Genomic DNA, 24775 nt, shown 5'->3' with positions numbered 1-24775 from the left:
AAATTTCAGAAAAATCTATATATTTATTGATTCTTAACAGTTTCTTTAAAAATACCACCCAGAAAGAGTTCTAGGTGGTACGTAATTTTCTTAATAATTCTTCAAAATACTCCGGCAGCGGGGCCATAAATTCCATATATTCCCCGGTTCTCGGATGCACGATTCCCAGCACGCCTGCGTGCAGTGTCTGTCCCGTAAGCTTATAGGGACACTTGGACGGACCGTATACCGCGTCACCCAGAAGCGGGTGGCCGATACTCGCCATGTGAACGCGAATCTGATGGGTACGTCCCGTCTCCAGCCGGCACTCCACATACGTAAACTGGCGGAAACGTTCCAATACCCGGTAATGGGTCACGGCTTCGCGGCCATTCTTCTCATTGATGCACATCTTTTTTCGGTCCACCGGATGGCGGCCGATGGGCCCGCTTATGGTCCCCTCGTCGTCCCTCATCACTCCATGGGCAATGGCGTAGTATTTCCTCGTAATGGAGTGCACCTTCAGCTGCTCCGCAATGGAGTTGTGCGCCATATCGTTCTTGCAGACGATGAGAACACCGGTCGTGTCCATGTCGATGCGGTGAACGATTCCCGGTCTCATCACGCCGTTGATACCGGATAAATCCGCCCGGCAGTGGGCCATCAGCCCGTTTACCAGCGTACCGCTGTAATGCCCTGCGGCGGGATGCACCACCATCCCCTTCGGTTTATTAATTAAAATAATATCGGAGTCCTCATACAGGATATCCAGTTCCATCTCCTCCGGAACGATTTCGGGCTCTACCGCCTCGGGAATCTCCAGCTCGATCAAGTCTCCGGCCGCCGTCTTGTAGCTGCTCTTAACCGGCTTTCCGCCCACAAAAACTGCCTCTGTCTTCAGCAGCTTCTGAAGATAGGACCTGGAGATATCGGGGCATTGCTCCGATAAGTATTTATCAATCCGTATGGCTTTCTCGTCCTCTCCTACCGTAAACTGCTGTTTCAATCCGCTTCCCTTTCCTTCCGGCCTGACAGGCAATTCAAATCCTCTTCTTTATACAGAAACAGGAACAGCAGGATAAAGATAAACATGGACACCGTCACATAGCAGTCCGCCACGTTGAAGATGGGGAAATCAATCAGCTTGAAATACAAAAAGTCCACCACATAGCCCCTCGTTAACCGGTCGATCATATTGCCAACTGCGCCGGCAGAGAGAAACATGGCGATCAAATGCAGCGGCAGATACTTCTTCGTAGCCGGCATACGGCTTATGGAGTACACAGCCGCGGCCACCACAATCACAGCGATAATCAGGAAAAACCACTGTTTTCCCTGGAGCATCCCGAAGGCCGCGCCGCGGTTTTCCGAATACAGGAATTCGAATACCCCATCCCATATGACGTAGGCCGGCCGGTCCATCAGATGACCCGCCGCCAGCAGCTTCGTCCACTGGTCCAGACCGATTGCCGCCAGAAATCCTATGATAAGTCCTGTAACAAGTTTTGCTTTCTGTTTCATGTATGTCTCCTTATGCCAAAATGCGTGAAAGTCCCGCATTCATTTCATCATCCGTTACGGTCTTGTCAATATAAGCTTTTCCTACCTCTTCCAGCAGAATAAAGCGGATCGTCCCGGAATCCATCTTTTTATCACTCTTCGTCGTTTCAATGATCTCATCTGCAGAAAGTCCGCTGACCGTGAGGGGCATGCCGAAACGCGCCATCATCTCTTTTAACCGCAGCAGTTTCTCCTCCGCCATCGTACCTCTGACAGCAGAGATTCCCATGGCCGCGATACAGCCCAGTCCCACACAGTGGCCGTGCATCAGCTTAAAATCAGCCAGCTTCTCGATTGCATGGCCCAGCGTATGGCCGTAATTAAGCAGCGCCCGTTCTCCCTGCTCCGTCGGATCCATTTCCACGACATCGCGTTTAATCCGGTTGCTGACCAGGACCATCTCCTCACAGACGGACAGATCCCTCCGGCCGATCTCCTCCCCATGCTCTCCCAGCCACTCATAGTATGCCGCATCCTTAATCAGGCCATGCTTGATGATCTCTCCCATACCGGAAGAAAACTGCTCATCCGTAAGGGTCTTCAGCGTGGAAATATTCGTATAGACCAGCTTCGGCATATGAAAAGCGCCGACCATGTTCTTGTAGGCGTCAAAATCAACCCCGGTCTTCCCTCCGATGCTGGAATCCACCTGCGAAAGAAGGGTGGTGGGAACCTGAATAAAGGAGATTCCCCTCAAATACGTCGCGGCCGCAAAGCCGCATAAATCTCCTACCACGCCGCCGCCCAGGGCCAGCAGATAATCGTGGCGGTCAAACTTTTTTAGGATCAGGGTCTCATAGAGATCCTTTACTGTATTTAAGTTCTTATTCTCCTCCCCTGCCGGGAATATAAAATGCTCTGTCTTCCGGCAGCAGGCCGAGGCAATCCGTTCCACCTCCTCAAGGTAGAGCGGGGCCACGTTGGAATCCGTGACGACGCAGATCTTCCGGTCCTCCAGATTCATCCTGCGCAGCTCTTCCTCCAGCTGACCGAAGGATTGTTCCATTACAATATCGTATACTTTTCTTCCATCCATATGTACCGGAATTCTTTTCTCCATATTACGGTTCCTCCAAAGTAAAATAGAAAGCAAACAATCTTCCTTCCTGACGGTCCCCGTCACGAAAAATCCCGCGGCGCCGGCAGGCCGGTGGTTGGAAGATTGTCTGCTTGTACTATACCTAAAATCTGATTGTCTTTTATCGTCATGGCTACAGACGAAGATTCATTCCGCCCATATCCAGCGTACCATTATTCAGCAAGTCTTGAAAATCACCGGAAAGCTCTACGGATTCCGGAGTTGCTATAAATATGTAATTCGAGATCTTCTGCAGATTGCCGTTCATAGAGTATGTCGCACCCGATGTAAAATCGATAATTCGCTGTGCCACTTCCGTATGGATTCCTTCCATATTCAGCACAACTGCTTTTCCAGCCAGCATATAATCACAAATCTCTTTGGCATCCTCGATGGACGTCGGCTTCACCATGGAAACTTCCATCATGGAGCGCTGTTTCATCGGTACTACCTTTGGAGAACGTGATAGAAAGCGCGGCTTCTGATCGTACTCTTCATCGTCATCGTAATAATCATCTTCATCTTTTTTGGCAAAGAGTCCTTTTCTGGCAGGTCTGTCATCTTCATCTTCGTAATCGTCATCTAAGTAGTAGTCATCCTCTTCATCGTCACCGTTTAAATGCACACTCTCCAGCAATTTGCTAATTATGCTCATCCTTCATTCTCTCCAATCTTATATCTTGTACCAAAAATGCCGGTACCGACTCTTACCAGAGTTGCTCCTTCCTCTATCGCTACTTCATAGTCTCCGGTCATACCCATTGAGAGCATACTCATAGTAACATTATCAATGTTTTTCCCGCGCATGTCAACATAAAATTGATATAATTTTTTAAAAATTGGCCGATTTTCTTCGGAATTATCTACAAAAGGCGCAATTGTCATCAATCCCTGAATATGCACATGGGAAAATGCCGCAATTTCTCTCAGCGCCTGCTCCGTTTCCTCCAGGCGGAAGCCGTATTTGCTCTCCTCCTCCGCCACATTCACCTCCAGCAGAATGTCCGCGGTAATGCCCTTTTTTGCTGCTTCCTCGTCGATCTGAGCCGCCAGCCTGACCGAATCCACACTGTGAATCAGGACGGTCTTGTCCACCACCTGGCGTACCTTGTTTCTCTGTAAATGGCCAATCATATGCCAGCGGATATCTGATTCCAGCACCTCGTGCTTTTCACACAGCTCCTGAACCTTGTTTTCTCCAAAATCGCGGATTCCTGTCCCGTACGCTTCTTCAATCATGGAAACCGGCTTCGTCTTGCTGACCGCTACCAGCGTCACTTCCTCACGGCTTCTTCCCGCCCGTCTGCAGGCCTCTGAAATACGTCTTTCTACCTCTTCCAGATTTTCTTTTACCATATTGTAACACCTCTTTACTGATAGATTAATTCACCTTCACTGACTGTCGACGCATCCAGCACGATGTGGTCGTATACAGCCAGACCATAAGTCATATTCTTCTTAATTGTATAGTATTCGTCGTTGGACGCCAGCACATCGATCTGCTTAAACACGGCATAGCCCTTATTGATGTTGTACACACCTTTCAAGGACGCGCTCGCCCCGATCTGGTAGCGGTCTGTGGAATCCGGCTTCACGATGTAATCGCCTGCGTTAAAGCCGTTCTCTCCGCCCATCTCGATATAGTAGTTGTCCTCCTCGGAATAATAGATCGTCGTCGGAACAAATACCACAGAACTTCCCGATTCCGAATAGACTTCTTTATTAAATCCGCTTTCGGAGCTGTCGCCCCCCTGGGTTAAGTACTCCATGGGAACGAGATAGAAATCCTTCGTCGTCACGGCGCTGGCGGGAATCTTAAGCCCGTCCACCTTATCGGAAATAATCTCAAAGTCCACGTAACGGTCTGAAGCGAACTGGACCATATATTTATCAAAATCCAGTTTGCCGTATGGCTTTCCGTCCGTTCCGGTAAGCATGGAAAAGCTGCCTGTGGCTTTTAAATCATGACCGGAAAATGTGACCGTCAGGCTTGTCTTATCCCCATAAGTCTTCACATCATCGTCACTCAGCGGAAATACCACGGACCACTGATCCGACGTGATCATCTTATAGACAGGAATCCCCTTTTCAATCAGATTTCCTGCTTTTGTAATCGTCTTCGTATACTTGCTGCGGTCGAATACTGCCTCCGAAATTCCTGAGGCATTCAGGTTCTCATAAGAGTCCACTCCGTAGGACACGACACCGGCCTCATCGGCCCGCACCTGCTGAAAATTAAATCCCGCCTCATCAAGGAGGCTTCCAGCGTTATCGAGCGCATTAAAATTCATGTATTCCATCACGTCCGCTTCCAGCGTATACTTCGTATCGTAAACCGAGTTAAAACGGTTGTCGTCGTACGTAAGGCTGAATACAGTCAGCTGTTTCTTTAAATCAGCCAGATTCTCCGCTGTCAGTGTGACATTTTCTTCTGTATTTTCTTCCAGGAATGATGCGATATTTCCTGTTTCATCAATGGAATAGATCCGCGTTCCCACCGACGCCCTTTTTCCCTCCCGGATATAATAATTGATGTATCCGGAGCGGTCGGCGGTCTTCACCTCTTCCTCTCTCAAAATAATACCGGTATAATCGGTATTATTCACGATGCTTCCTTCCTGTACTTCATAGAACTGGATCTTGTCCCTCCGTATGTAGGTATAGACGCTGAACACCATATAAACAAAAATCAATGCGAAGATGATCATTCCGACATTAATATGAAGCGGCTTCCGGTATTTAATGATCTTCTTATTCTTTTTTTTCGGGGCCGCCTCCTTCTTTCGGGGCCTTACCTTCTGTTGTGCCAAGAGAGCGCCTCCTTTCCCTTCTAGTTATTATAAGAGTAAAATGCAAAAAGTTCAAGTGAAAGATATGCGGAAGATACGCGGACGCGGCTTAGGCTGTGAGGAAAGGAGCCATGGAGCGGGCGGGGAGCTTTGGCTCATGTTACCTCGGGGGATGTGTCTAAGCCGGGAGAGGCCATTCCACAGGGGGATCGGGCCTGGAGACTGCCCCCGAGGTAACATGAGCCAGGACTTCGACCGTCCCCCGCCGCTCTTCCGGCAAGCCTCCGACACGTCCGCGTCCTTCCGCCAAAAAAACAAAAAAACGCATCTGACTCCCGCCAATACTTTCAGCGTTAGTCAGATACGTCCCTCTTTTGTTTATGTATGATTATAATGAAACAATCACATCGGCCTGCGCGTTCTCAGGCAGATTCTCCGCGTCCATGGATACGCTGAGAACGAAGGTCACGTGATACTTTTCACCGATTCTTTCCAAAGTCGTGATGGTGTCTGTAATATCTTCACCTTCTAAACAGGACAGTTTTAAAAAGCTGTCTAAAAACATCATTTCCAAATCGTGATCCTGTGAAATGATTCCACAGATAAAACCAATAAATCCTTCACTCGATTTAATCGGGTACTCATTGACATTAATGAGACGAATCTTGTTGCTTAACTCATACATGTGCTTGGAACTCTTGTCTAAATAGACGATGGATCCCTTGGAATCCCTGATGGCGGAATTGGCCCTATCCAACAGATGTTTTGTCTTCCCCTTACCCTTTTTTCCTGCTATTATCTGCACCATAGCGATCTCCTCCTTGAGTTATATGATTTGTATAAAAAGTCTATTAATATTAAAGTAATTATAGTACAAATCCCCATAAAACGCAACGACTAATCTACAATTTTATTCAATATATTTGACATATTATCGTAAAGGCCCGTTCTATCAGGGGCTTTTAAGACAACGGAAATATATTCCATCCCTGAAGAGCCGCTGCTGCCCATGATCAGACAGCTTCCCGCAGCCTTTGTCGTGCCTGTTTTGCCGCCCAGCGCAGTCAGTCCTTCCGGCATATCCCGCTCACCAGTCATATACCAGTTGCTCTGCTTCCAGGTCTTTGTCAGCGTATCTCCCGAGGCCGTCGCGTAGACAGCGTCATAGGATGACGTACCGATCACCTTCCTGAAATCAGGATATTTCATGGCTTCATTGAAAATCAGATACAGATCGTATGCGGTCGTATAGTGGTTTTCATCGTTTAAGCCATGGGGATTGACGAAATGAGTCCCTGTCGCTCCCAGCTTTCTTGCCTCTTCATTCATACGGTCGGCAAACTTCTCAATACTGCCATCCATGTGGACTGCAATCGCAGCGCCGGCGTCATTGCCGGAAGGCAGCATAAGACCGTAGAGCAGCTGCTCCATAGTCAGTTTATCGCCTGGTTTGATGCCGCATAAGGTCGCACCGCTCTCCGTAATCACCGCTTCCTCCGGTACCGTTACCTCATCGGACAGATTCCCGTATTTGATCGCCAGCAGAGCCGTCATCGTCTTGGTGATACTGGCCGGATACAGCTTTTCAAAGGGATTCTTTCCGAAAATCACCGTTTTATCCGACAGGTCAAAGACCGCCGCCGCTTCCGCGGTAACCGCCTGATCTGTGGATGGAGTGTCCGCCGTGACGACACAGAGATTATGTGCAAAACTCTCTGCCCTGTCCGATAGCGCAGTTCCTTCATAAAGAGCTGTCCTCTGCGTGAAGTCATAGGGATTATCCAGTTTTTTGAAGCTGGAGCAGCCCGACAGCATGGTCACGCATAAAAACGCGCAGCCGGCTTTCATCGTAATTTTCTTCTTCACTTACAGACTCCTACTTATACATCTCACGCCACTCTAAGTCACCGCGGTCCAGAGACTTGATTAAGAGCTCTGCAGTCGCCAGGTTTGTTGCCAGCGGGATATTGTGCATGTCGCAGGTTTTCATGATATTAACGAGATCCGGCTCATGAGCCTTTGATGAGAGCGGGTCTCTCAAAAAGATCACCAGATCGATCTCGTTGTGCTCGATCTGGGCTCCCAGCTGCTGCTCACCGCCTAAATGACCAGCCAGATACTTATGGATATTTAAATTCGTGACCTCTTCAATCAGACGGCCAGTGGTCCCTGTCGCGTACAGGGTGTGCTTGCTTAAAATCCCCCGGTAGGCGATGCAGAAGTTCTGCATCAGTTTTTTCTTTGAATCATGTGCAACTAATCCTATATTCATAACGATATACCTCCTTAATAATTACCAATTTTGCGTTGCAATCCAACATTCAGAACAAGGCCCATCCCGATAAAGATACTGATCAGGGAACTGACTCCCGAGCTGATAAACGGAAGCGGCAGGCCGGTATTGGGGAAAATCTGTGTCGCTACGGCGATGTTGGCAAATGCCTGAAATCCGATAAGCGCCGCCATGCCGGTGCAGATCAGCCGCCCCGCCATGTCTCTGGATTTGTACGCCAAGCGCAGACATTCAAATACGATGAGACCGAAGAGCACAATGACGGTTACCCCGCCGATAAAGCCCAGCTCCTCTCCGATAATTGCAAAGATGAAATCTGTCTCTCCGGTGGTGCCCAGCCAGTTTCCATCCTTTACGGATGCGATAGTCGTATTAAAAAGTCCCTTCCCCTGAAGCTGTCCGGAACTGATTGCCATGATAGAATTCTTCTGCTGATACATATTCTCCGCGTACTGTTCCGCATGCGGATAGATCCACGCCAGAATACGTCTCGCCTGGTAATCGTGGATAAAGGGGATCAACCCCTGCGTCAGCAGATAGATAAACAATGCGCCTGCAGGTATGGCAACCGCAAGCACGCCGCCAATCCAGCGGTAACTGATGCCGGCTGTATACACCATACAGAGTATGATGACAATGACAACCAGACTGGTGGATAAGTTCGGCTCCGCGAAAATAAGGCCGATGGGTATTACGGCCAATATGGCCGCGATCCCCACCATAACAGGCATATTCATCTTTTCCTGATATTTATTCCAATACCAGGAAAAGAATACAATAAGCCCGATCTTCACGAATTCGGAAGGCTGTATCCGTCCGATACCCGGAACGTCGATCCACCTTGTGGCTCCGCCTGCCGTGTGACCCATCACCAGCACCGCACCTAAAAGAAGGATGCATACTGCGTAATCCAGCGCATATAAATTAATAATTCTATGATAATCGATGATGGAAAGCCCTATGGCCAGGGCAAATCCCACCAGGATACCGATTATCTGTTTTGTAACCGTCGAGGAATCCTGTCCGGATGCGCTTGCAACCACGAGAATCCCAATGACGGATAACGCCACCATGTAAAGAACCAAACGGTAATTATAGTATTTAAAATTGTAGTCAAAAAACATAGTCAGTATATCCCCTTGTCAGGTATATCGCGAATAGGGATGTTCGCATAAAGCACCGGCATATAGCTGTCACAGTCCGGCTGCTTCATCTTCGTCATCTGTATCTCTATTCTGTCGGAATCAACATCCATGTATCTCGATATCACATGGATCATGTCGTCTTTTATCATCTGCATAACTTCAGGAGAACAGTCCGCCTTGTCCGCAACCAGCAAAAGTTTCAGACGATTTCTTGCAATCTCTCCTGAATTCTTCTTACGGAATACAGGAAACAGGCTCATCTCATCCCTCCTACGCTCTCTTCAAGAGGTTGGAAAGCTTAAAGAAAAACCCTCCACGCGCCGCCACATGAAGGAGCGGCACCGTTTCGCCGGTTATACGTTTGCAAATGTCCATATAAGCCTGTCCGGCCGGTGTTCCTATGCCAACCAGAGGTTCTCCCTGATTGGTGGATATGACGATATCCTCGTCATCCGGGACTGCGCCGATGATATCGATGGCCAGAATGTCCATCACGTCATCGAGGGACATCATATCCCCGCGTCTCACCATATCCATACGGATCCGGTTCACCACCAGATCGATGGTTTTCATGCCGGAGGCTTCCAGGAGTCCGATAATGCGGTCCGCATCACGGATCGCCGATACTTCGGGTGTCGTTACCACAAGCGCCCTGTCGGCGCCTGCGATGGCGTTCTGAAAACCCTGTTCAATGCCAGCCGGGCAGTCCAGAAGCACATAGTCGAACTCTTCCCGCAGATCATCAACAAGTTTCACCATCTGGCCCGGATTCACCGAGGTCTTGTCCCTGGTCTGAGCCGATGGAAGCAAAAACAGATTTGGATATCTTTTGTCTTTTATCAGGGCCTGCTTCATACGGCAGTTGCCTTCTACCACATCTACAAGATTGTAGACAATGCGGTTTTCCAGTCCCATGACCACATCTAAGTTCCTGAGTCCTATATCTGTATCGATAAGAACTACCTTTTTCCCCAGAATGGCCAGGCCGGTACCAACATTGGCAGAGGTTGTTGTCTTGCCTACCCCGCCTTTTCCGGAAGTAATGACAATGATTTCACTCATTTCATATCCTCCTGATTCAATCCATATTCTATTCTACATTAATTTTCGGAATATTTCCACACTTTTTTTCATTGGTTTGATAGAGACTTTATTTCCATCCAGTGAAGCGGTCATCGGTCCGCGGCCCAGCTTCTTCCCACGGCCGTCAAGCCGCGAGGTGCAGTCTGCGATGCGAAGCTGCGTCGGCGCCATGGTCAACGCCACAATCACAGCGCCCTCATTGCCCGCAACACCCGCGCATACGGTGCCGTACAGCGCGCCGAGAACGATCACGTTCCCCTTCGCCATAACCTTGGAGCCTCGTTCCACATCTCCGATGATAATGATGCTGGCTTCCGATTCCAGCGTCTCTCCGTCCTGTAAATTTCCTTTAAAGAATTGTCCCGTCTGGCAGGACAGTTCCATCAGTTTCTCATTCAGTGCTTTTTCGCAGCGTTCGATGCGGTTAGCGTCCGTATCAACGAGGCAGACGATCTCTAAATTGGAGTTCTCCATAATCTGGTTTACAACCGCAAATTCCTCTTCCGCCGTCAGTTTTCTTCCCTCCAGCGTCAGCGTCATCTGGGCCGAGCCCCAGAACTTCGTGTTGTCCCCGAACTTCCTGCCGATATCGGCAAGAAGCGTCTGAAACGGGACCTCCGGTTCCAGATAAACGGTCATACCCGCCTTGTTGCTTTTAATCACTACGGTATTATGCATCATATCCACCTGACCTTTTCTCTCACCCTTCTTAATCGCGAATCGTGACATTCGCCGCATCACGCGCACCGGCATTCAGGATCGATTCCAAATCAATCTCTCCATAATAGTACTGATACACGCTCTTTGCTATATTCGCGGCATTGGAAGCCGAATATCCGAACGGAATGTTCACGGTAACACAGATCTCCGGATTGTTATATGGCGCATAGGAAATAAAGAACGCATGGTTCGGCTTGTTTTTTGCCTCCTGGGCCGTACCGGTCTTGCCGGCGATCGGAACCTCCAAATCGGCAAACAGCTTCTTCGCCGTACCACTGGCGATAACTTCCCTCATTCCCTGCTGTACAGTATCCCACGTTGAATCCGCCGCGTCAATATGAGAAGAAATCTCAGGGGTATAATCTTTAATCAGATTACCTTCAGAATCGGTTGTCTTATCCAGTAAGCTGAGTTCGAATACATTACCCCTGCTGGCGATCGCCGCCACATATCTCGATAACTGTACATTGGTATAGGCGTGGTTACCCTGTCCCATGGCGGAACGCTCCGGGTCGATGTCTGAAATTTGAGGCTCCAGCTCGTCGATTTCCACGCCGGATTTATGATCCAGTCCGAACAGGGCTGCGTATTTATGCAGCTTATCCAGTCCGAGAGACGGAACGTAATTGCCGTCGGCATCCATGGACAGCCTGTGTCCAAGGTCCGCAAAGAAGAAGTTGCAGGAATTCTGAAGACCGCCAACCATGTTAAGCGGGCCGTGGCGTCCAGGATATATCCAGCACTTGATCGGCGTGTCGATCTCTTCATATCGTCCGGTACAGTCGATCGTATCCTCGATTCCGATTGCATTTTCCTCCAGTGCAGCAACGGCAGTAAGAGGTTTAAAAGTAGATCCGGGCGCCTTCTTGGCCTGTGTCGCATTGTTATATAACGGCAGTGACAAATCATTCTGAAGCTGGCTGAAATAGGCGCTGTCGCCGATCCGGTTATTATCGTAACCAGGATACGACACGAGGGCCAGAACCTCTCCGGTCTTGATATCCGTTACCACCACACCTGCGTTGCACGGAGCCAGCGCCAGCTGGGCTGGTGTGATCTCAAGAGTTGATATCTTTTTCATCAGAAATGCGTATGCGTCACCAGTCGCCTTAAGCTGGCTAATATCTTCCTCATTGTATTCCAGGATTCCCTGGTCAAACAGAGCCAGACAGAGTTCCTGTCCCGTGATGACATCGTCATTGATCAGATAACGGTAAATTCTCTTTGTAAAGTTCCGGTCTTCCTTCAGTTCAGCCAGCACATAATCCACCAGTGAACGAAATGTATCGTCGGCGTTGGAATATTTGGAATCAGTTTCCAGCTTCGTGGTATCCAGCCAGCCGTTTGCAATTCCATAATACAGGTAATCTCGCAGACTGATCTCGTCTGCTTTCCACGCCAGGTATTCCGTACTCGTCTTATCAATGAAATCTTCTTTTATAATTCCCACAGTCGGGCTCGCCAGATACGTATAAATATAATACATATAGGCCGCCAGGTCCTGATCCAGGTCCTTTAAGGAAGCCGGATGGCTGCTCATCAATTCATTTTGCAGTTCTGTAAAAATCTGATCTCTGGATGATAAGAATTTACTGTTAATATTCTTTTCAACATCAGATGCTTCCTCTGATTCGAAGTGCTTCAGGGACAGAATATTGTTGTTAATCAACTGGAAATATGCATCCTTTACAGGAATTTTCATATTAGATCCGTCTGTGGAACTTGTAATCTCCACATCCCCGTTTACAATGGTCTTTAGCAGAACACCGGCCAAAGACTGTTCAACCAGATGGTAAATACCTGTCTGCAGGCCCGCAATCTGTGTAAGATAGATGTCATTGCCAGCCTTAGATTCCGTTTCATTAAGAGTCTCCCTGACCCGTCCGCGGCTGTCCTTGTAAATTGTCTTACTGCCCTTCGTTCCCTGAAGTTCCTGTTCCATTGTAGCTTCGATCCCCGTCGTTCCCACAATATCATTTACATCATAGTCCGGACGGCTCTTTTTCAGTTCCTCTAGCTGGTCTTCCTGTACCTTGCCGGTATAGCCAATAATAGGGGCAAATGCGATACTGTCATTATAAGCCCGAATGGTAGTTTCCTCCACGTTGACTCCCGCCAGGTCCGCCGTATGCTCCAGAACATCAGCAACGGTTTCGTCCGAAACCTGGGTTGCCACTGTAGTCGCCTCGTATTTACGGAACGACATGAGACGAAGTGCATACTTGATATTGATGATGTCCAGCGCCTCCTGATCTGTCATGGTAACAGGATTTCCGTCGGAATCCTTCATCTCATTTAACTTAGCCGTGACACACGCTTTTTCAAACAGCTCTCTGGCCGAAATCGCGGAAGGATACTTGTTGTCTTCGTCATCTAACTCCTCCACACTCTTTAAGCCGTAATAATCCCGCAGAAAGCGTTTCCTGCCGGCCTCTGAGGAAGAGGTATAGATCATATCCCCATTGCTGTCAATGGCTACCTCAAACTTTCCCTGTACCGTCTCCCCATGCTTCTCCAGGATTCTGACCAGCCTTAGATACATGGCGTTCTGCTCTGCCGTGGTCTTATATTCCCCGGTGTCCTGAACGGTCACGGAATAAGCCAGCTTGTTATAAGCCAGCACCTTGCCGTTCCTGTCATAGATGTTGCCGCGTGTCCCCGCTGTGGTAAGGGTCTGCTCCGTCAGCTGCATATAATCGTTTAACGCCTGTTCTCCGTTTACGATCTGTAAATTAAACAGCTTATGGACGAGTCCTGCGTACATGGCTATACAGATGATTCCCAGCACCAGGAGTCTTGACGATGCAATTTTCTTCAAAAAGTCTTTTAAGATGTCTAATAAATCTCTAAACAATCGATGAATCTCCTCTTTTTTCTATCTCTTCCAGATGACGGTTGAACATCAGGAAAATGCGGTAAATAAGCAGTGTTGTCACCACCGTGAAAATGATCTCCGGCAGCATTAAGTTCATGAAGTAGTATCCGATTCCGAGACGTTTCCGGATCAGGAACCGGAACACATAAATATAAAGATTGTACGCCAGATCATTGAGCACGCTTAAAATAAGCGGCAGCGTAATGTAATCCTCATAATAGTATTTGGTACAGATGCCGTTTACATATCCCACGTAGATGAAAATAAGCGTGTAAAAACCGAACGGGCCGCTGTAGAATAAATCCATCAGAAGACCGGAAAGAAGGCCGTAGTACATACCGGCCTCCTTTCCGTGGATAAATCCGAAGGAAAAGGTCAGAATCAGAAGCAGATTCGGAGATGCAGAGAGAAACGGGAGCAGCGGGAAGATACAGTTCTGAACCGTAAACGCCAGAATAATCATAAGAATATTAAAGATGATTCGTTTCATCGCCGCCGCTCCTTTCGTTATCGTTTTCTCTATTCTTCATAGCTTCTACTGTGCCGCAGCAGTCTCTTCTTCCGAAGAAGCCGCCGTCTCCCCGGCCTCGTTCGTCTCACTCTCTCCCGCCTGCGTCTCGGCAGAGGCGCCGTCTTCCGCGGTTGTCTCCTCTGTCATCTTCACTTTGAGATCGGTGATGACCAGAACCTCCTGCAGGCTGTCAAATTCAGCCGCAGGAATTAAGTAACCCGATTTGGTCACATTGTTTGTGTCATTGGTAATCTCCGCGGCATAGCCCACCAGGATTCCCGGCACAAAGACGGAACTGGTGTTGGAGGTAACGATCTTATCGCCATCCTTTAAGTCACTGTCCTTCAGCACGTTGGTGATGCGGAGGCGCCCCTCTTTAAACAGCGTTAAGTCACCGCCCACGATACAGCCGTCTCCGGACTGGATGGCCATGGCGCTGACCCGGCTGGAATCATCGATGATGGACCGGACCGTGGCGTAATTGGCGCCGACGTCCGTGACGATTCCCACCAGACCTCCGCCTGCAACCACGTTCATATCCGCGGCGATTCCGTCCTTCGATCCCTTATCGATCCGGAACACCTGGAACCAGTTGCTGGAGTCGTTGGCGATAACTCTGGCCCCGACCTTATTGTACTGGCCGTATTCCTGGTCCAGCTCATACAGCTGTCTCAGCCGCTTCAGTTCGAATTCCTCCGCCTGAAGCCTGGTATTTTCCTCCGTCAGCTGGGTGATGATGTCCTTCATCTCCTTGTTATCTTCCAGAGCGTCTTTCAGTTTTGTATAATCCACGATTTCATCGTAAATGGCGGAGCCCACCTTATTGACTCCGGACTGCACCGGGATCAGAAAGTACCCGACTCCGGTCCTCAAAGGTGTCAGCCACTCGTCATGGATTGATGTAAGGCCGATTAAAAGCACACAGATCACCGTTAAGGCAATCAGGACGTATTTACTGCGTTTCGATTCCATCTATATGATTCCCCGTTCTTTAAAACTGGTATAGGAATTGTCTCCTATGATAATATGATCCAACATGCGGATTCCGATCAATTCTCCGGCTTCCATAATTCTTCTGGTTAATGTGATATCTTCCCGGCTGGGTGCCGGATCGCCGCTGGGATGGTTGTGAACCACAATGACATTCACTGCGTGGTACTTCAGCGCCTCAATAAAAATCTCCCTGGGTGAAACGACGGAAGCGTTCACCGTCCCCTGGGAAATCAGCACATCTCTTATGAGCACGCCCTTTGTGTTCAGCAGCATGATGCGGATCTGCTCCTGCTCCATATGCCGCATGTCTTCCACATAGTAGTTCACGATGTCTTCCGGGTTTGAAAAGGTGGCCACGTCTTCCAGCACGGCTTTCTTCCAAATCCGCTTCGACAGCTCTCCGATACAGAGGAGCTGCGCCCCCTTCACCCTTCCGATTCCCTTAATCTGAGTCAATTCGGGGAGTGAAAGATGCAAAAGCCCTAAAATACCCTCGCTGGGGTAATTTAAGGCCAGTATCTTTTGTGCAAGTGCCAGGGAACTGTCTTCCCTGGATCCCGTCCGGATGATAATGGAGAGAAGTTCTCCGTCGCTTAACCCCTCAGGGCCTGTCCGAAGGCACTTCTCATAAGGCCGGTCATCCGCCGGTATGTCTTTCATCGTAATTCTGTTCATATGTCTCCTGTCCGTTACTCTCCAGGTACGTGTCAAAGACATATGTATTTAAATGAACCGATAGGTAATGAGAGCCAATGCCACTCCGATGATGCTCGCCATAGTGATCTTGATACTCAGGCCAAAGGTAATGACCAAAATACCGAAGTTAATAATGAGCGGTGAATCGAATCCGAAGGACTGTCCGAAATTCAGCCAGGACAGCCAGGATACATCCTGAGCCATCGTCCCGATAAATCCGCCCAGCACGATCCCCGTCAGCACCAGAAGAAGCAGTACCCAGCAGTTTTTACGTTTCATCTGTTACTACCCCTCATTTGTTTTTGGCAGGATAATCCATGCCTGCTTTGTTATTCTATCATAGAAACGCAGTCGTGTATACACTTTTTTTGCCGTTTGGCGCTATAACGTGATCAGTCCCGCGTCCTTTAATTTCTGCATGGACATGAGAATTCCAAGCTTCGCATGGTACCAGGTAAGCCCTCCCTGGAAATAAACGGCGTACGGAGGTTTGATCGGTCCGTCGGCGGAAAGCTCGATGGATGCGCCCTGTACGAAGGCTCCTGCAGCCATGATAACCGGTGCGTCGTAGCCCGGCATCGCCCATGGCTCCGGAGTGACAAAACTGTCCACCGGCGCGGCTGCCTGAATTCCCTGACAGAACGCGATAACGCCCTCCGGCTTTCCGAAGGTCACCGCCTGAATGATGTCGTGGCGCGGCTCGGTGCTGTTCGGAACCACGGAAAATCCCAGTTTTTCATAGACATTGGCTGCGAATACGGCTCCCTTCAAGGCTCCTGCCACCACCGTTGGCGCGAGGAACAGTCCCTGATAGAAGGACTGGTTAAGCCCCAGGCTGGCTCCTACCTCACGTCCCAGACCAGGGGCGGTCAGACGGTAGGAGGCGCGGTCGATGCAGTCCTTTCTTCCGGCGATGTATCCGCCGATCGGCGCCAGTCCGCCACCCGGATTCTTGATGAGAGACCCCACCATCATATCTGCTCCCACGTCGGCCGGTTCCATCCGCTCCACAAACTCGCCGTAGCAGTTATCCACCATACAGATGACATCCGGCTTCCGTTCCTTGATAAAGGCGATCAGCTGACCGATCCGCTCTACCGACAGGGTCGGCCGGGTGGCGTATCCCTTGGAACGCTGGATTGTCACCAGTTTCGTCTTCTCACCTACTGCCGCTGCAATTCCATCAAAATCAAAGCTTCCATCCGGAAGCAGATCCACCTGGCGGTAGATAACCCCGTACTCTTTTAAAGAGCCTGCGCTCTCCCGTATTCCGATTACCTCCTCCAGCGTGTCATACGGTTTCCCCACCGGTGAAAGAAGCTCGTCTCCTGGCCGCAGATTGCCGGACAGCGCCACGTGAAGCGCGTGGGTTCCGCTGATTAAGTTCGGCCTCACCAGGGCGCTTTCCGTGTGGAACACGCTGGCGTATACATCTTCCAGTGTATCCCGTCCCAGGTCGTTGTAACCGTATCCGGTGGTTGCGGCAAAATGAATGTCGCTGACGCGGTTGTCCTGCATGGCTTTTATCACCTTCAGCTGATTATACTCCGCCGTCTCATCGATCGCCGCGAAGCGCTCAGAAAGCAGCCCTTCTATCTCCTTTCCGAACTCCAGAACCTTTCTTTCGATTCCCAGCTGCTCATACATCGCATCCATTTCCATGATTTTCTGTCTCCAATCCATACGTTTCTCTGATATCCTGAAGCATTTTCTCCAGGACCTTTTCTCTGTCGCGGCCGAAGTCTTCCAGATTCAGCCACCGCACATCCCGCTCCCGCTTAAACCAGGTGATCTGGCGCTTCGCGAAATGTCTCGTATCTCTCTTTAAAATGGTGACCGCCTCGTCAAGAGAACTGTTCCCCTGAAGGTAATCCAGGATTTCCTTGTATCCCAGTCCCTGCATGGAGACCATGTCTTTTGTGCAGCCCATTTCCATTAATTTTTCCACTTCACCGACCAGCCCGGCCTCTATCATGGCGTCAACCCGCTGGTCGATCCGCTCATAGAGCATCTTCCTGTCATCCGTAAGGACGTAATACAGGAAGTCATAGGGAGAGCGTTTCTGCCTCTCCCGTTTGTTGTGCTCGGAGATTCTTTCTCCCGTCTGCCGGTAAAACTCGATGGCGCGGATCACGCGTTTCCGGTTGTTGGCATGGATTTCCATGGCAGCCTCCGGATCGATCTCCGCCAGCATATCATGCAGAAAAACGGCGCCGCGCTCCTCTCCCAGCCGTTCCAGTTCCTCCCTGATGTCCCGTTCCTCCCCCTGCTCTGTAAAATCGATGTCATACAGAAGGGCCTGAATGTAAAAACCGGTTCCCCCGGCAACGATGGGAAGATGTCCGTGAGCGTATATCTCCTGTACCGCCTCCGACGCCATTTTTTTAAACACGGCGACGTTAAACTCCCCGGCAGGCTCCAGAATATCAATGAGATAATGAGGAACCCCATCCATCTCCTCCCGGGTCACCTTGGCAGAACCGATATCCATGTGGCGGTAAACCTGCATGGAATCGGCGCTTATGATCTCTCCGCCCACGGCCTTTGCCAGACGTACAGACAGAGCCGTCTTTCCCACAGCCGTGGGACCCGTCAAGATAATCAGTGGTTTCATCATACTATCCTCTTGAATTTTTTCTCCAGCTCGTACCTGCTCATGGAGATAATCGTCGGACGTCCATGAGGACACGCATACGGATTCTCCAGATTCAGGAGCTGGTCTATCAGTTCGTTGGCCTCCGCCGTCGACAGCCGGCTGCCGCCTTTGACCGCAGCCTTGCAGGACATGGTCGCTACCCGCTCATAAATGATATCCGGATTATGAGTCGAAACATCGTCGGAAAGCCCGTCGATCATCTCGATCAGCAAATCCTTCTTGGCGATGGACAGCAAGTTGGCCGGTACGCCTCTCACTGCATACTCCCTGCCGCCAAACGGTTCGATCTCGAAGCCCATGTCCGAGAAATACTTCATGTGCTCTTTTAACAGCACCTCCTCATTCATGTTCAGTGTCAGAATGATCGGCGGGTTGAGCATCTGTGATGAGTATTCCCTTTTTTTAAGTGTTGCCATGGTTTTCTCATATAAAACCTTTTCATGGGCCGCATGCTGGTCAATAATGTAAAGCTGTTCGTTAAACTCCACCAGCCAGTAGGTGTCGAACACCTGGCCGATCAGCTTATGCATCAGCCTTGATTTCGGTTCCAGCAGTTTTCCATCAAAGAGATCCAGCTGTTCCGGCTTCCTGGAAAATGCGGCTGCCTGATTTTGTACCGTTTCCTCATTTTTCGCAGCCGATTCCGTCGATAACCCATGTAAAAAGTCTGCGCCTGCCGCCGTTTCTTCCGCCGCATCCCTTCCGTCGAAGCGGTTCGGAGCCATCTGCCCCCCAGCCGGCTTCTTCAGCCAGTTTTCAGCCAGAAAATCAGGATCTCTCATAAGAGACGGTTCTGCCGGCTTAAGCCGTTTGGAGCCAGGCGCGCAGGCGGCCTGCTGCCGGCTCATGGCCTCCAGCCTGCGAAGCTCAAAAGGCTCCGGTGACGGCTCGTGCTTCCTCGCCTCTTTTGCCTCCTGCTCCGCCTTTTCCTTATTCAGTTCCACCTCCGGAATCAGCTCCTTGTGAGCAAGCGCCCCTGATACGGCGTCGTAGACCATACGGTACACCATCTCCCCGTCGCGGAAGCGAAGTTCCATCTTGGTGGGATGGACATTGACATCCAGAAGCTCCGGCTCAATGGTGAAATGTAGCATGGTAAACGGATACTTGTGCTGCATCATAAACGGCTTGTAGGCCTCTTCTATGGCCTTCGATATGATGCTGCTTCTGATATACCGCCCATTGATAAAATAATTTTCGTAGTTTCTGTTGCCCCTGGCGATCACAGGCTTCCCGATAAAGCCGCTGATGGCGATATCCTGCTTCTTCGCCTCAACTGCCAGCAGATTCGCTGCGATCTCCCTGCCGAAGACCGTATAGATGATGTCCTTTAAGTTGTGGTTGCCGGAGGTATGCAGCTTGTTCTGGTTATTCTGGATAAAACGGATCGAAATCTCCGGATGGGAAAGCGCGATCTTTTCCACCAGCTCGGCCACATGGGAGCCCTCTGTCATGGGAGTCTTTAAAAATTTCCTTCTGGCAGGCGTGTTAAAGAATAAGTTTCTGGCGATAAATGTAGTGCCCTCCGGGGCGCCGATCTCCTCCAGCGGCCGTTCAATGCCGCCTTCGATGCTGTAGCGGCTTCCCGTCAGGGCTTCGCTGGTCTTCGTGATCAGCTCCACCTGGCAGACGGAAGCGATACTTGCGAGGGCCTCACCGCGAAAGCCCAGGGATGAGATCGTAAAGAGATCTTCCACGGACTTGATCTTGCTGGTGGAGTGGCGCAGAAACGCCAGAGGAACCTCTTCTCTCGGAATTCCGCAGCCGTTGTCGGTCACGCGGATGAAGGTGGTGCCCCCTTCCTTTATTTCAACCGTCACAGCCGTAGCCCTGGCGTCGATGGCGTTCTCTAAAAGCTCCTTCACAACAGAGGCCGGCCTTTCGATCACCTCGCCCGCTGCAATCTTGTTTATGGTATTTTGATCCAGTAGCGTAATGTTTGGCATATGGCTTATCGCTCCTTTATGTCCTCTAACAGTTCAGCCGTGCATCTATGCCTTACTGCCAGCGGTTCTTAAGTTTCGTCTGAAGGCGGTACAGCGTGTTCAGGGCGTCGATCGGCGTCATATTTCCCAGTTCCAGTTCGCCCAGTTCCCGGACAATGTCGTCGTCCTTTACCGTGTCAAACAGGGACATCTGCTGCAAATCCACTTCATCCGGCCGCGGAACACTGGTATGCTTCTGCGTACCGGCGCCTGTCCCCGCTTCCGCGATCTCCTTTGCCCTCGCCGTGATATCCGCGTCACTTAACTCCACCAGAAGCTCCTTCGCCCGTACAATCACGGAATCGGGAACTCCGGCAAGCTTGGCGACCTGAACGCCGTAGCTCTTATCCGCCCCGCCCTTCACAATCTTTCGAAGAAATACGATATCATCGCCCTGTTCCTTTACGGCGATGCAGTAGTTGTTGACGCCGTTTATGGTTCCTTCCAGCTCCGTCAGTTCATGGTAATGGGTGGCAAACAGCGTCTTGGCTCCTAAAAGCTTCGGGTTGCTGATGTGCTCCACCACCGCCCAGGCGATGGATAAGCCGTCGAAGGTACTGGTGCCCCGGCCGATCTCGTCGAGAACGATCAGGCTGTTTTTCGTGGCGTTTCTCAGGATGTTCGCGACCTCGGTCATCTCCACCATGAAGGTACTCTGGCCAGATGCCAGATCATCGGAAGCGCCCACACGGGTAAAGATTCTGTCGCAGATGCCGATATTGGCGTCATCCGCGGGCACAAAACTTCCCAGCTGAGCCATCAGTACGATTAAGGCCGTCTGGCGCATATACGTCGATTTACCGGCCATGTTGGGGCCGGTGATGATGGAGAGCCTGTTCTTCGTATTGTCCAGATACGTATCGTTGGCGACGAATAAATCGTCCCGCATCATCTTTTCCACCACCGGATGGCGGCCGTTTTTGATGTCGATCACACCTTTTTCATTAATGCGCGGCTTCACGTAATTATTCTTCGTAGCCACGGCGGAAAGGGAAGTCATCACATCGATGCCCGCAACCGCCCGGGCCGTCTGCTGGATCCGCAGGACCTCGGCGGCGACGGCGTCTCTCACCTCGCAGAACAGGCCGTATTCCAGGGTATAGAGCTTGTCCTCCGCTCCCAGGATCATGTCCTCCAGCTCCTTCAGTTCATCCGTTGTGTACCGCTCGGCGTTGGCCAGCGTCTGCTTGCGGACAAAGTAATCAGGAACCATCCCTTTAAAGGAGTTCGTCACTTCGAAGTAATATCCAAATACCTTGTTGTACTTGACCTTTAGGTTCTTGATTCCGGTCTTATCGCGCTCTCTCGATTCCAGTTCGGCGAGCCACGTCTTTCCTTCCGTCTTTGCATGGCGCAGCTTATCTGTCTCCTCGTGATAGCCGTCCTTTATGATTCCGCCGTCACGCAGGGATATGGGCGGGTCCTCCACAATGGCGCGGGAGACGAGATCGTGGACATCCTCTAAGGCATCCAGCTCTTCCCAGAGCTCTTTCAGCAGAGGAGTCGTGAATTCTCCCATAAGGTCTTTTATGTAAGGAAGCATTTCCAGAGAATTCCTGAAGGAGATTAAATCCCTGGGATTCGCCGTCTTATAGCTGATGCGGCCAATCAGACGTTCCAGATCGTAGATGGGATTTAAGTATTCACAGATTTCCTCCCTGGAAATGTAATTCATGTTCAGCTCTTCGATGGCATTCTGACGGGCAATAATATCGTCCCTGTGGATCAGCGGCTGTTCGATATAGGTTCTCAAAAGCCTGGCGCCCATGGCCGTCTTCGTCTTATCCAGCACCCACAGAAGGGTTCCCCTCTTCTGCTTCTCCCTCATGGTCTCCAGGAGTTCCAGATTCCTTCTGGTCGAGGTGTCGATAATCATGAACTGCCCTGTGGAATAGGGAACGATGGTCGTAATATGGGACAGCGTGCTCTTCTGAGTCTCGTACATGTACTCCATGACGGCCCCCGCCGCGATCACTCCCGTATCGTAATCCTGCAGTCCCAGACCGTCCAGAGAGCCTACTTTAAAGTGTTCCTTTAAGATCCTCCTGCAGCCCTCGTCGGAAAAGAAATGGCTGTCAAGTGCGGCAATCACGGTCTGGTAGCGGTTCTTGACCTCCTCTGTGTCCACGCCGGACACAAAGAACGCATCGTTGCAGATAATCTCGGAGGGGCTGAACTTGTTGATCTCATCCGCCAGCTCCCGCTCTGTCTCCACCTCAGTCACCAGGAAATCGCCTGTGCTGATATCAGAGACGGCAATGCCGAACCGCTGGTCGATATAGACGATGCCCATCAGGTAGTTGTTCTTCGTCTCATCCAGCGCCTGGGCGCTGGTAATGGTTCCGGGGGTGACGACACGGATGACCTCTCTCTTAACCAGCCCCTTGGCCTGCTTCGGGTCCTCCATCTGCTCTGCGATCGCTACTTTATAGCCCTTCTGTACCAGCCTGTACAGATAATTTTCAAGCGCATGGTAAGGAATACCGCACATCGGCGCCCGTTCCTCCAGCCCGCATTCTTTTCCTGTCAGGGTAATCTCCAGTTCCTTGGAGACGGTCAGCGCGTCTTCAAAAAACATCTCATAAAAATCTCCCAGCCTGTAAAACAGGATACAGTCCGGGTACTGTTTCTTGGTTTCCAAATAATGGACCATCATTGGTGACATTCCGGCCACGTTTTTTCCTCTTTTCTTCTGTCGTACTGTTACGTTGCTATTTCATGGTTCCCATATAATAAAAGCCCTTCGACTCATCCAGATATACTTCCACCATCTGACCGATCAGCGCGGAATCCCCTTTAAAATGAACGATGGTATTGTTATCGAGCCGGCCCGTTACGAAGCCTTCCACATGGTCGTCTTTTTCTTCCACCAGCACTTCCTTAACGGTATGCGCGTCTCGTCCGCACACTTCGGCTGATATTTTCTGCACCTCTGAGAGCAGGCGGTCAAACCGTTCCTTCACCACATCCTCCGGAATCTGTTCTTCCATGGCCGCCGCCGGAGTGCCTGTGCGCTTCGAGTAAATGAACGTAAATGCACTGTCAAAACGGACCTTTCTCACCACGTCCATAGTCTCCAGGAAATCCTCCTCCGTCTCTCCCGGGAAGCCGACGATAATATCCGTGGTCAGAGAGATATCGGGAACCGCTGCCCTGATCTTTTCTACCAGTTCCAGATACTGTTCCTTCGTGTATCTCCGGTTCATTGCCTTCAAGACCCTGCTGCTTCCGGACTGGAGCGGCAGATGGAGATGATGGCAGATCTTCCCGGAATTCTTCATGACCTCGATTAAGTCATCTGATAAGTCCTTCGGATGAGAGGTCATAAAACGGATCCGCCGAAGTCCATCGATGGCCTCCACCTCTTTTAACAGCTGTGCAAATGTCATGGACTCCTCCAGATTCTTACCATAGGAGTTGACATTCTGCCCCAGGAGCATGACCTCGACCACGCCGTCTGCAACCAGGCGTCTGATCTCTTCCACAATATCCTGAGGGTTCCGGCTTCTCTCACGGCCGCGCACGTAAGGAACGATACAGTAGCTGCAGAAATTATTGCAGCCAAACATAATATTAACGCCGGACTTGAACGGATACTTCCGGTCGGTGGGAAGTTCTTCCACGATGCGGTCGGTCTCTTTCCAGATATCAACCACCATCTTTTTCTCATCCATGCGTTCAGAAATCAGTTCTGCCAGTTTGAAAATATTATGGGTTCCGAATATAATGTCGACAAAGCGGTAGCTCTTCCTGATCTTTGCCACCACGGTTTCCTCCTGCATCATACACCCGCAGAGAGCGATCATCATATTGGGATTCTTCTGTTTCATTTTTTTTAAATAGCCAAGACGGCCATAGACACGCTGATTTGCATTATCCCGGACGGTACACGTATTATAGAGGACAAAATCCGCTTCTTCCTCCGTATCCGTCTCTGTAAAACCGGATGCCTCCAAAATTCCGACCAGCTTTTCCGAATCCCTGGCATTCATCTGACACCCCATATTAACCACACAGGATTGGGGCGCGCGTCCATTTTGCTTCTCAAAGTCTTTTGCCCACTCTCTGCATTTGGCCATGAAATAATACTGACGGGCTGGTTCTTCCGCAGGTGGTTCTGATTTTATATCTATTTTATCTATATCAATTTCATTATACATTTCTGTTGACTTTCTCCTTTTCTATGTATATAAAAATAAAAAGAAGTGGTTTTTTTACCGTACAGCTTTATGGCTCAAGCGGGGTGCTCGCTTCTTTTTTTATATTTATAATGTCATATAAATACATCTTTCCTTTTTCAGAATGTCTTATCATCAACTCCTTTATAATGCCTATGTTCTTTCTCATCATGTATTTATCCGCATTCCCTGTTTTGACTTGAATATTATAGCATAAATAAATTCTATTGCAAA

At 50.0% G+C, this 24775-nt stretch carries 23 protein-coding genes; all 23 read right to left on the bottom strand.

The features are described from left to right. Positions 1 to 70: 70 nt before the first annotated feature. The gene (locus H8S75_RS13070) at positions 71 to 985 is read right to left on the bottom strand and encodes an RluA family pseudouridine synthase (RefSeq protein WP_187022206.1); all 915 of its coding nucleotides are present in this window, start codon (positions 983 to 985) and stop codon (positions 71 to 73) included. After that, a complete protein-coding gene (gene lspA / locus H8S75_RS13065) occupies positions 982 to 1500 on the bottom strand; it encodes a signal peptidase II (RefSeq protein WP_187022003.1) in 519 nt (172 codons plus the stop codon). Before lspA ends, H8S75_RS13070 begins: the two co-directional genes overlap by 4 nt. 10 nt (positions 1501 to 1510) lie before the next feature. Next, a complete protein-coding gene (gene aroB, locus H8S75_RS13060) occupies positions 1511 to 2599 on the bottom strand; it encodes a 3-dehydroquinate synthase (protein WP_187022002.1) in 1089 nt (362 codons plus the stop codon). Positions 2600 to 2750: 151 nt separating this feature from the next. Then, positions 2751 to 3272 carry a cell division protein SepF gene (locus H8S75_RS13055; protein ID WP_002604023.1) on the bottom strand — a complete coding sequence of 174 codons (522 nt, stop codon included), beginning with the start codon at positions 3270 to 3272 and terminating at the stop codon, positions 2751 to 2753. Continuing rightward, positions 3269 to 3973 (bottom strand): YggS family pyridoxal phosphate-dependent enzyme, encoded by a 705-nt coding sequence (locus H8S75_RS13050; protein ID WP_055652803.1) that lies wholly within the window; start codon positions 3971 to 3973, stop codon positions 3269 to 3271. Before H8S75_RS13050 ends, H8S75_RS13055 begins: the two co-directional genes overlap by 4 nt. A 14-nt stretch (positions 3974 to 3987) precedes the next feature. Next, positions 3988 to 5427, bottom strand: coding sequence for a biotin/lipoyl attachment domain-containing protein (locus H8S75_RS13045; protein ID WP_187022001.1), 1440 nt, complete (start codon positions 5425 to 5427; stop codon positions 3988 to 3990). Positions 5428 to 5794: 367 nt separating this feature from the next. Continuing rightward, positions 5795 to 6214, bottom strand: coding sequence for a hypothetical protein (locus H8S75_RS13040; protein ID WP_055652805.1), 420 nt, complete (start codon positions 6212 to 6214; stop codon positions 5795 to 5797). An 89-nt stretch (positions 6215 to 6303) separates the two neighbouring features. Further along, positions 6304 to 7254, bottom strand: a complete 951-nt coding sequence (locus H8S75_RS13035; protein ID WP_187022205.1) for a D-alanyl-D-alanine carboxypeptidase family protein — start codon at positions 7252 to 7254, stop codon at positions 6304 to 6306. A gap of 28 nt (positions 7255 to 7282) precedes the next feature. Continuing rightward, the gene (gene mgsA / locus H8S75_RS13030; RefSeq protein ID WP_002604018.1) at positions 7283 to 7678 is read right to left on the bottom strand and encodes a methylglyoxal synthase; all 396 of its coding nucleotides are present in this window, start codon (positions 7676 to 7678) and stop codon (positions 7283 to 7285) included. Positions 7679 to 7692: 14 nt separating this feature from the next. Next, the gene (locus tag H8S75_RS13025; protein WP_002604017.1) at positions 7693 to 8823 is read right to left on the bottom strand and encodes an FtsW/RodA/SpoVE family cell cycle protein; all 1131 of its coding nucleotides are present in this window, start codon (positions 8821 to 8823) and stop codon (positions 7693 to 7695) included. 2 nt (positions 8824 to 8825) lie between these two features. Continuing rightward, positions 8826 to 9104 carry a cell division topological specificity factor MinE gene (minE, locus tag H8S75_RS13020; RefSeq protein WP_002604016.1) on the bottom strand — a complete coding sequence of 93 codons (279 nt, stop codon included), beginning with the start codon at positions 9102 to 9104 and terminating at the stop codon, positions 8826 to 8828. A gap of 10 nt (positions 9105 to 9114) precedes the next feature. Then, positions 9115 to 9906 carry a septum site-determining protein MinD gene (minD, locus tag H8S75_RS13015; protein ID WP_187022000.1) on the bottom strand — a complete coding sequence of 264 codons (792 nt, stop codon included), beginning with the start codon at positions 9904 to 9906 and terminating at the stop codon, positions 9115 to 9117. 33 nt (positions 9907 to 9939) lie between these two features. Next, complete coding sequence (locus H8S75_RS13010; protein WP_002604014.1) at positions 9940 to 10605, bottom strand: septum site-determining protein MinC; 666 nt, start codon at positions 10603 to 10605, stop codon at positions 9940 to 9942. Positions 10606 to 10636: 31 nt separating this feature from the next. Further along, complete coding sequence (locus H8S75_RS13005) at positions 10637 to 13501, bottom strand: penicillin-binding transpeptidase domain-containing protein (RefSeq protein WP_187021999.1); 2865 nt, start codon at positions 13499 to 13501, stop codon at positions 10637 to 10639. Beyond that, on the bottom strand, positions 13494 to 14012 hold the full coding sequence (mreD, locus tag H8S75_RS13000) for a rod shape-determining protein MreD (protein WP_002604012.1): 519 nt from the start codon (positions 14010 to 14012) through the stop codon (positions 13494 to 13496). Before mreD ends, H8S75_RS13005 begins: the two co-directional genes overlap by 8 nt. Positions 14013 to 14057: 45 nt before the next feature. Beyond that, positions 14058 to 15005: a rod shape-determining protein MreC gene (gene mreC / locus H8S75_RS12995; protein ID WP_187021998.1), complete on the bottom strand. Its 948-nt coding sequence runs from the start codon at positions 15003 to 15005 to the stop codon at positions 14058 to 14060. Continuing rightward, positions 15006 to 15701 (bottom strand): RadC family protein, encoded by a 696-nt coding sequence (gene radC / locus H8S75_RS12990; protein WP_002604010.1) that lies wholly within the window; start codon positions 15699 to 15701, stop codon positions 15006 to 15008. Positions 15702 to 15749: 48 nt separating this feature from the next. Continuing rightward, positions 15750 to 16001: a DUF4321 domain-containing protein gene (locus H8S75_RS12985; protein ID WP_002604009.1), complete on the bottom strand. Its 252-nt coding sequence runs from the start codon at positions 15999 to 16001 to the stop codon at positions 15750 to 15752. 102 nt (positions 16002 to 16103) lie between these two features. Beyond that, positions 16104 to 17384: a methionine gamma-lyase family protein gene (locus tag H8S75_RS12980; protein WP_187021997.1), complete on the bottom strand. Its 1281-nt coding sequence runs from the start codon at positions 17382 to 17384 to the stop codon at positions 16104 to 16106. Next, positions 17362 to 18339, bottom strand: a complete 978-nt coding sequence (miaA, locus tag H8S75_RS12975; RefSeq protein ID WP_187021996.1) for a tRNA (adenosine(37)-N6)-dimethylallyltransferase MiaA — start codon at positions 18337 to 18339, stop codon at positions 17362 to 17364. The genes H8S75_RS12980 and miaA overlap by 23 nt, the downstream gene beginning before the upstream one ends. Continuing rightward, a complete protein-coding gene (mutL, locus tag H8S75_RS12970) occupies positions 18336 to 20324 on the bottom strand; it encodes a DNA mismatch repair endonuclease MutL (protein ID WP_187021995.1) in 1989 nt (662 codons plus the stop codon). The genes miaA and mutL overlap by 4 nt, the downstream gene beginning before the upstream one ends. A 52-nt stretch (positions 20325 to 20376) precedes the next feature. Next, positions 20377 to 23028 carry a DNA mismatch repair protein MutS gene (gene mutS, locus H8S75_RS12965; protein ID WP_349768922.1) on the bottom strand — a complete coding sequence of 884 codons (2652 nt, stop codon included), beginning with the start codon at positions 23026 to 23028 and terminating at the stop codon, positions 20377 to 20379. Between the two features lie 46 nt (positions 23029 to 23074). Then, a complete protein-coding gene (gene miaB / locus H8S75_RS12960) occupies positions 23075 to 24523 on the bottom strand; it encodes a tRNA (N6-isopentenyl adenosine(37)-C2)-methylthiotransferase MiaB (protein ID WP_187021994.1) in 1449 nt (482 codons plus the stop codon). Between the last annotated feature and the right edge of the window lie 252 nt (positions 24524 to 24775).

Origin of the sequence: Hungatella hominis (assembly GCF_014288005.1) — a bacterium.
In the GTDB taxonomy this organism is placed as follows: Bacteria; Bacillota; Clostridia; order Lachnospirales; family Lachnospiraceae; genus Hungatella; species Hungatella effluvii.
Note: the sequence above shows the minus strand (reverse complement) of the source record. Positions and strands in the feature narration are given on the sequence as shown.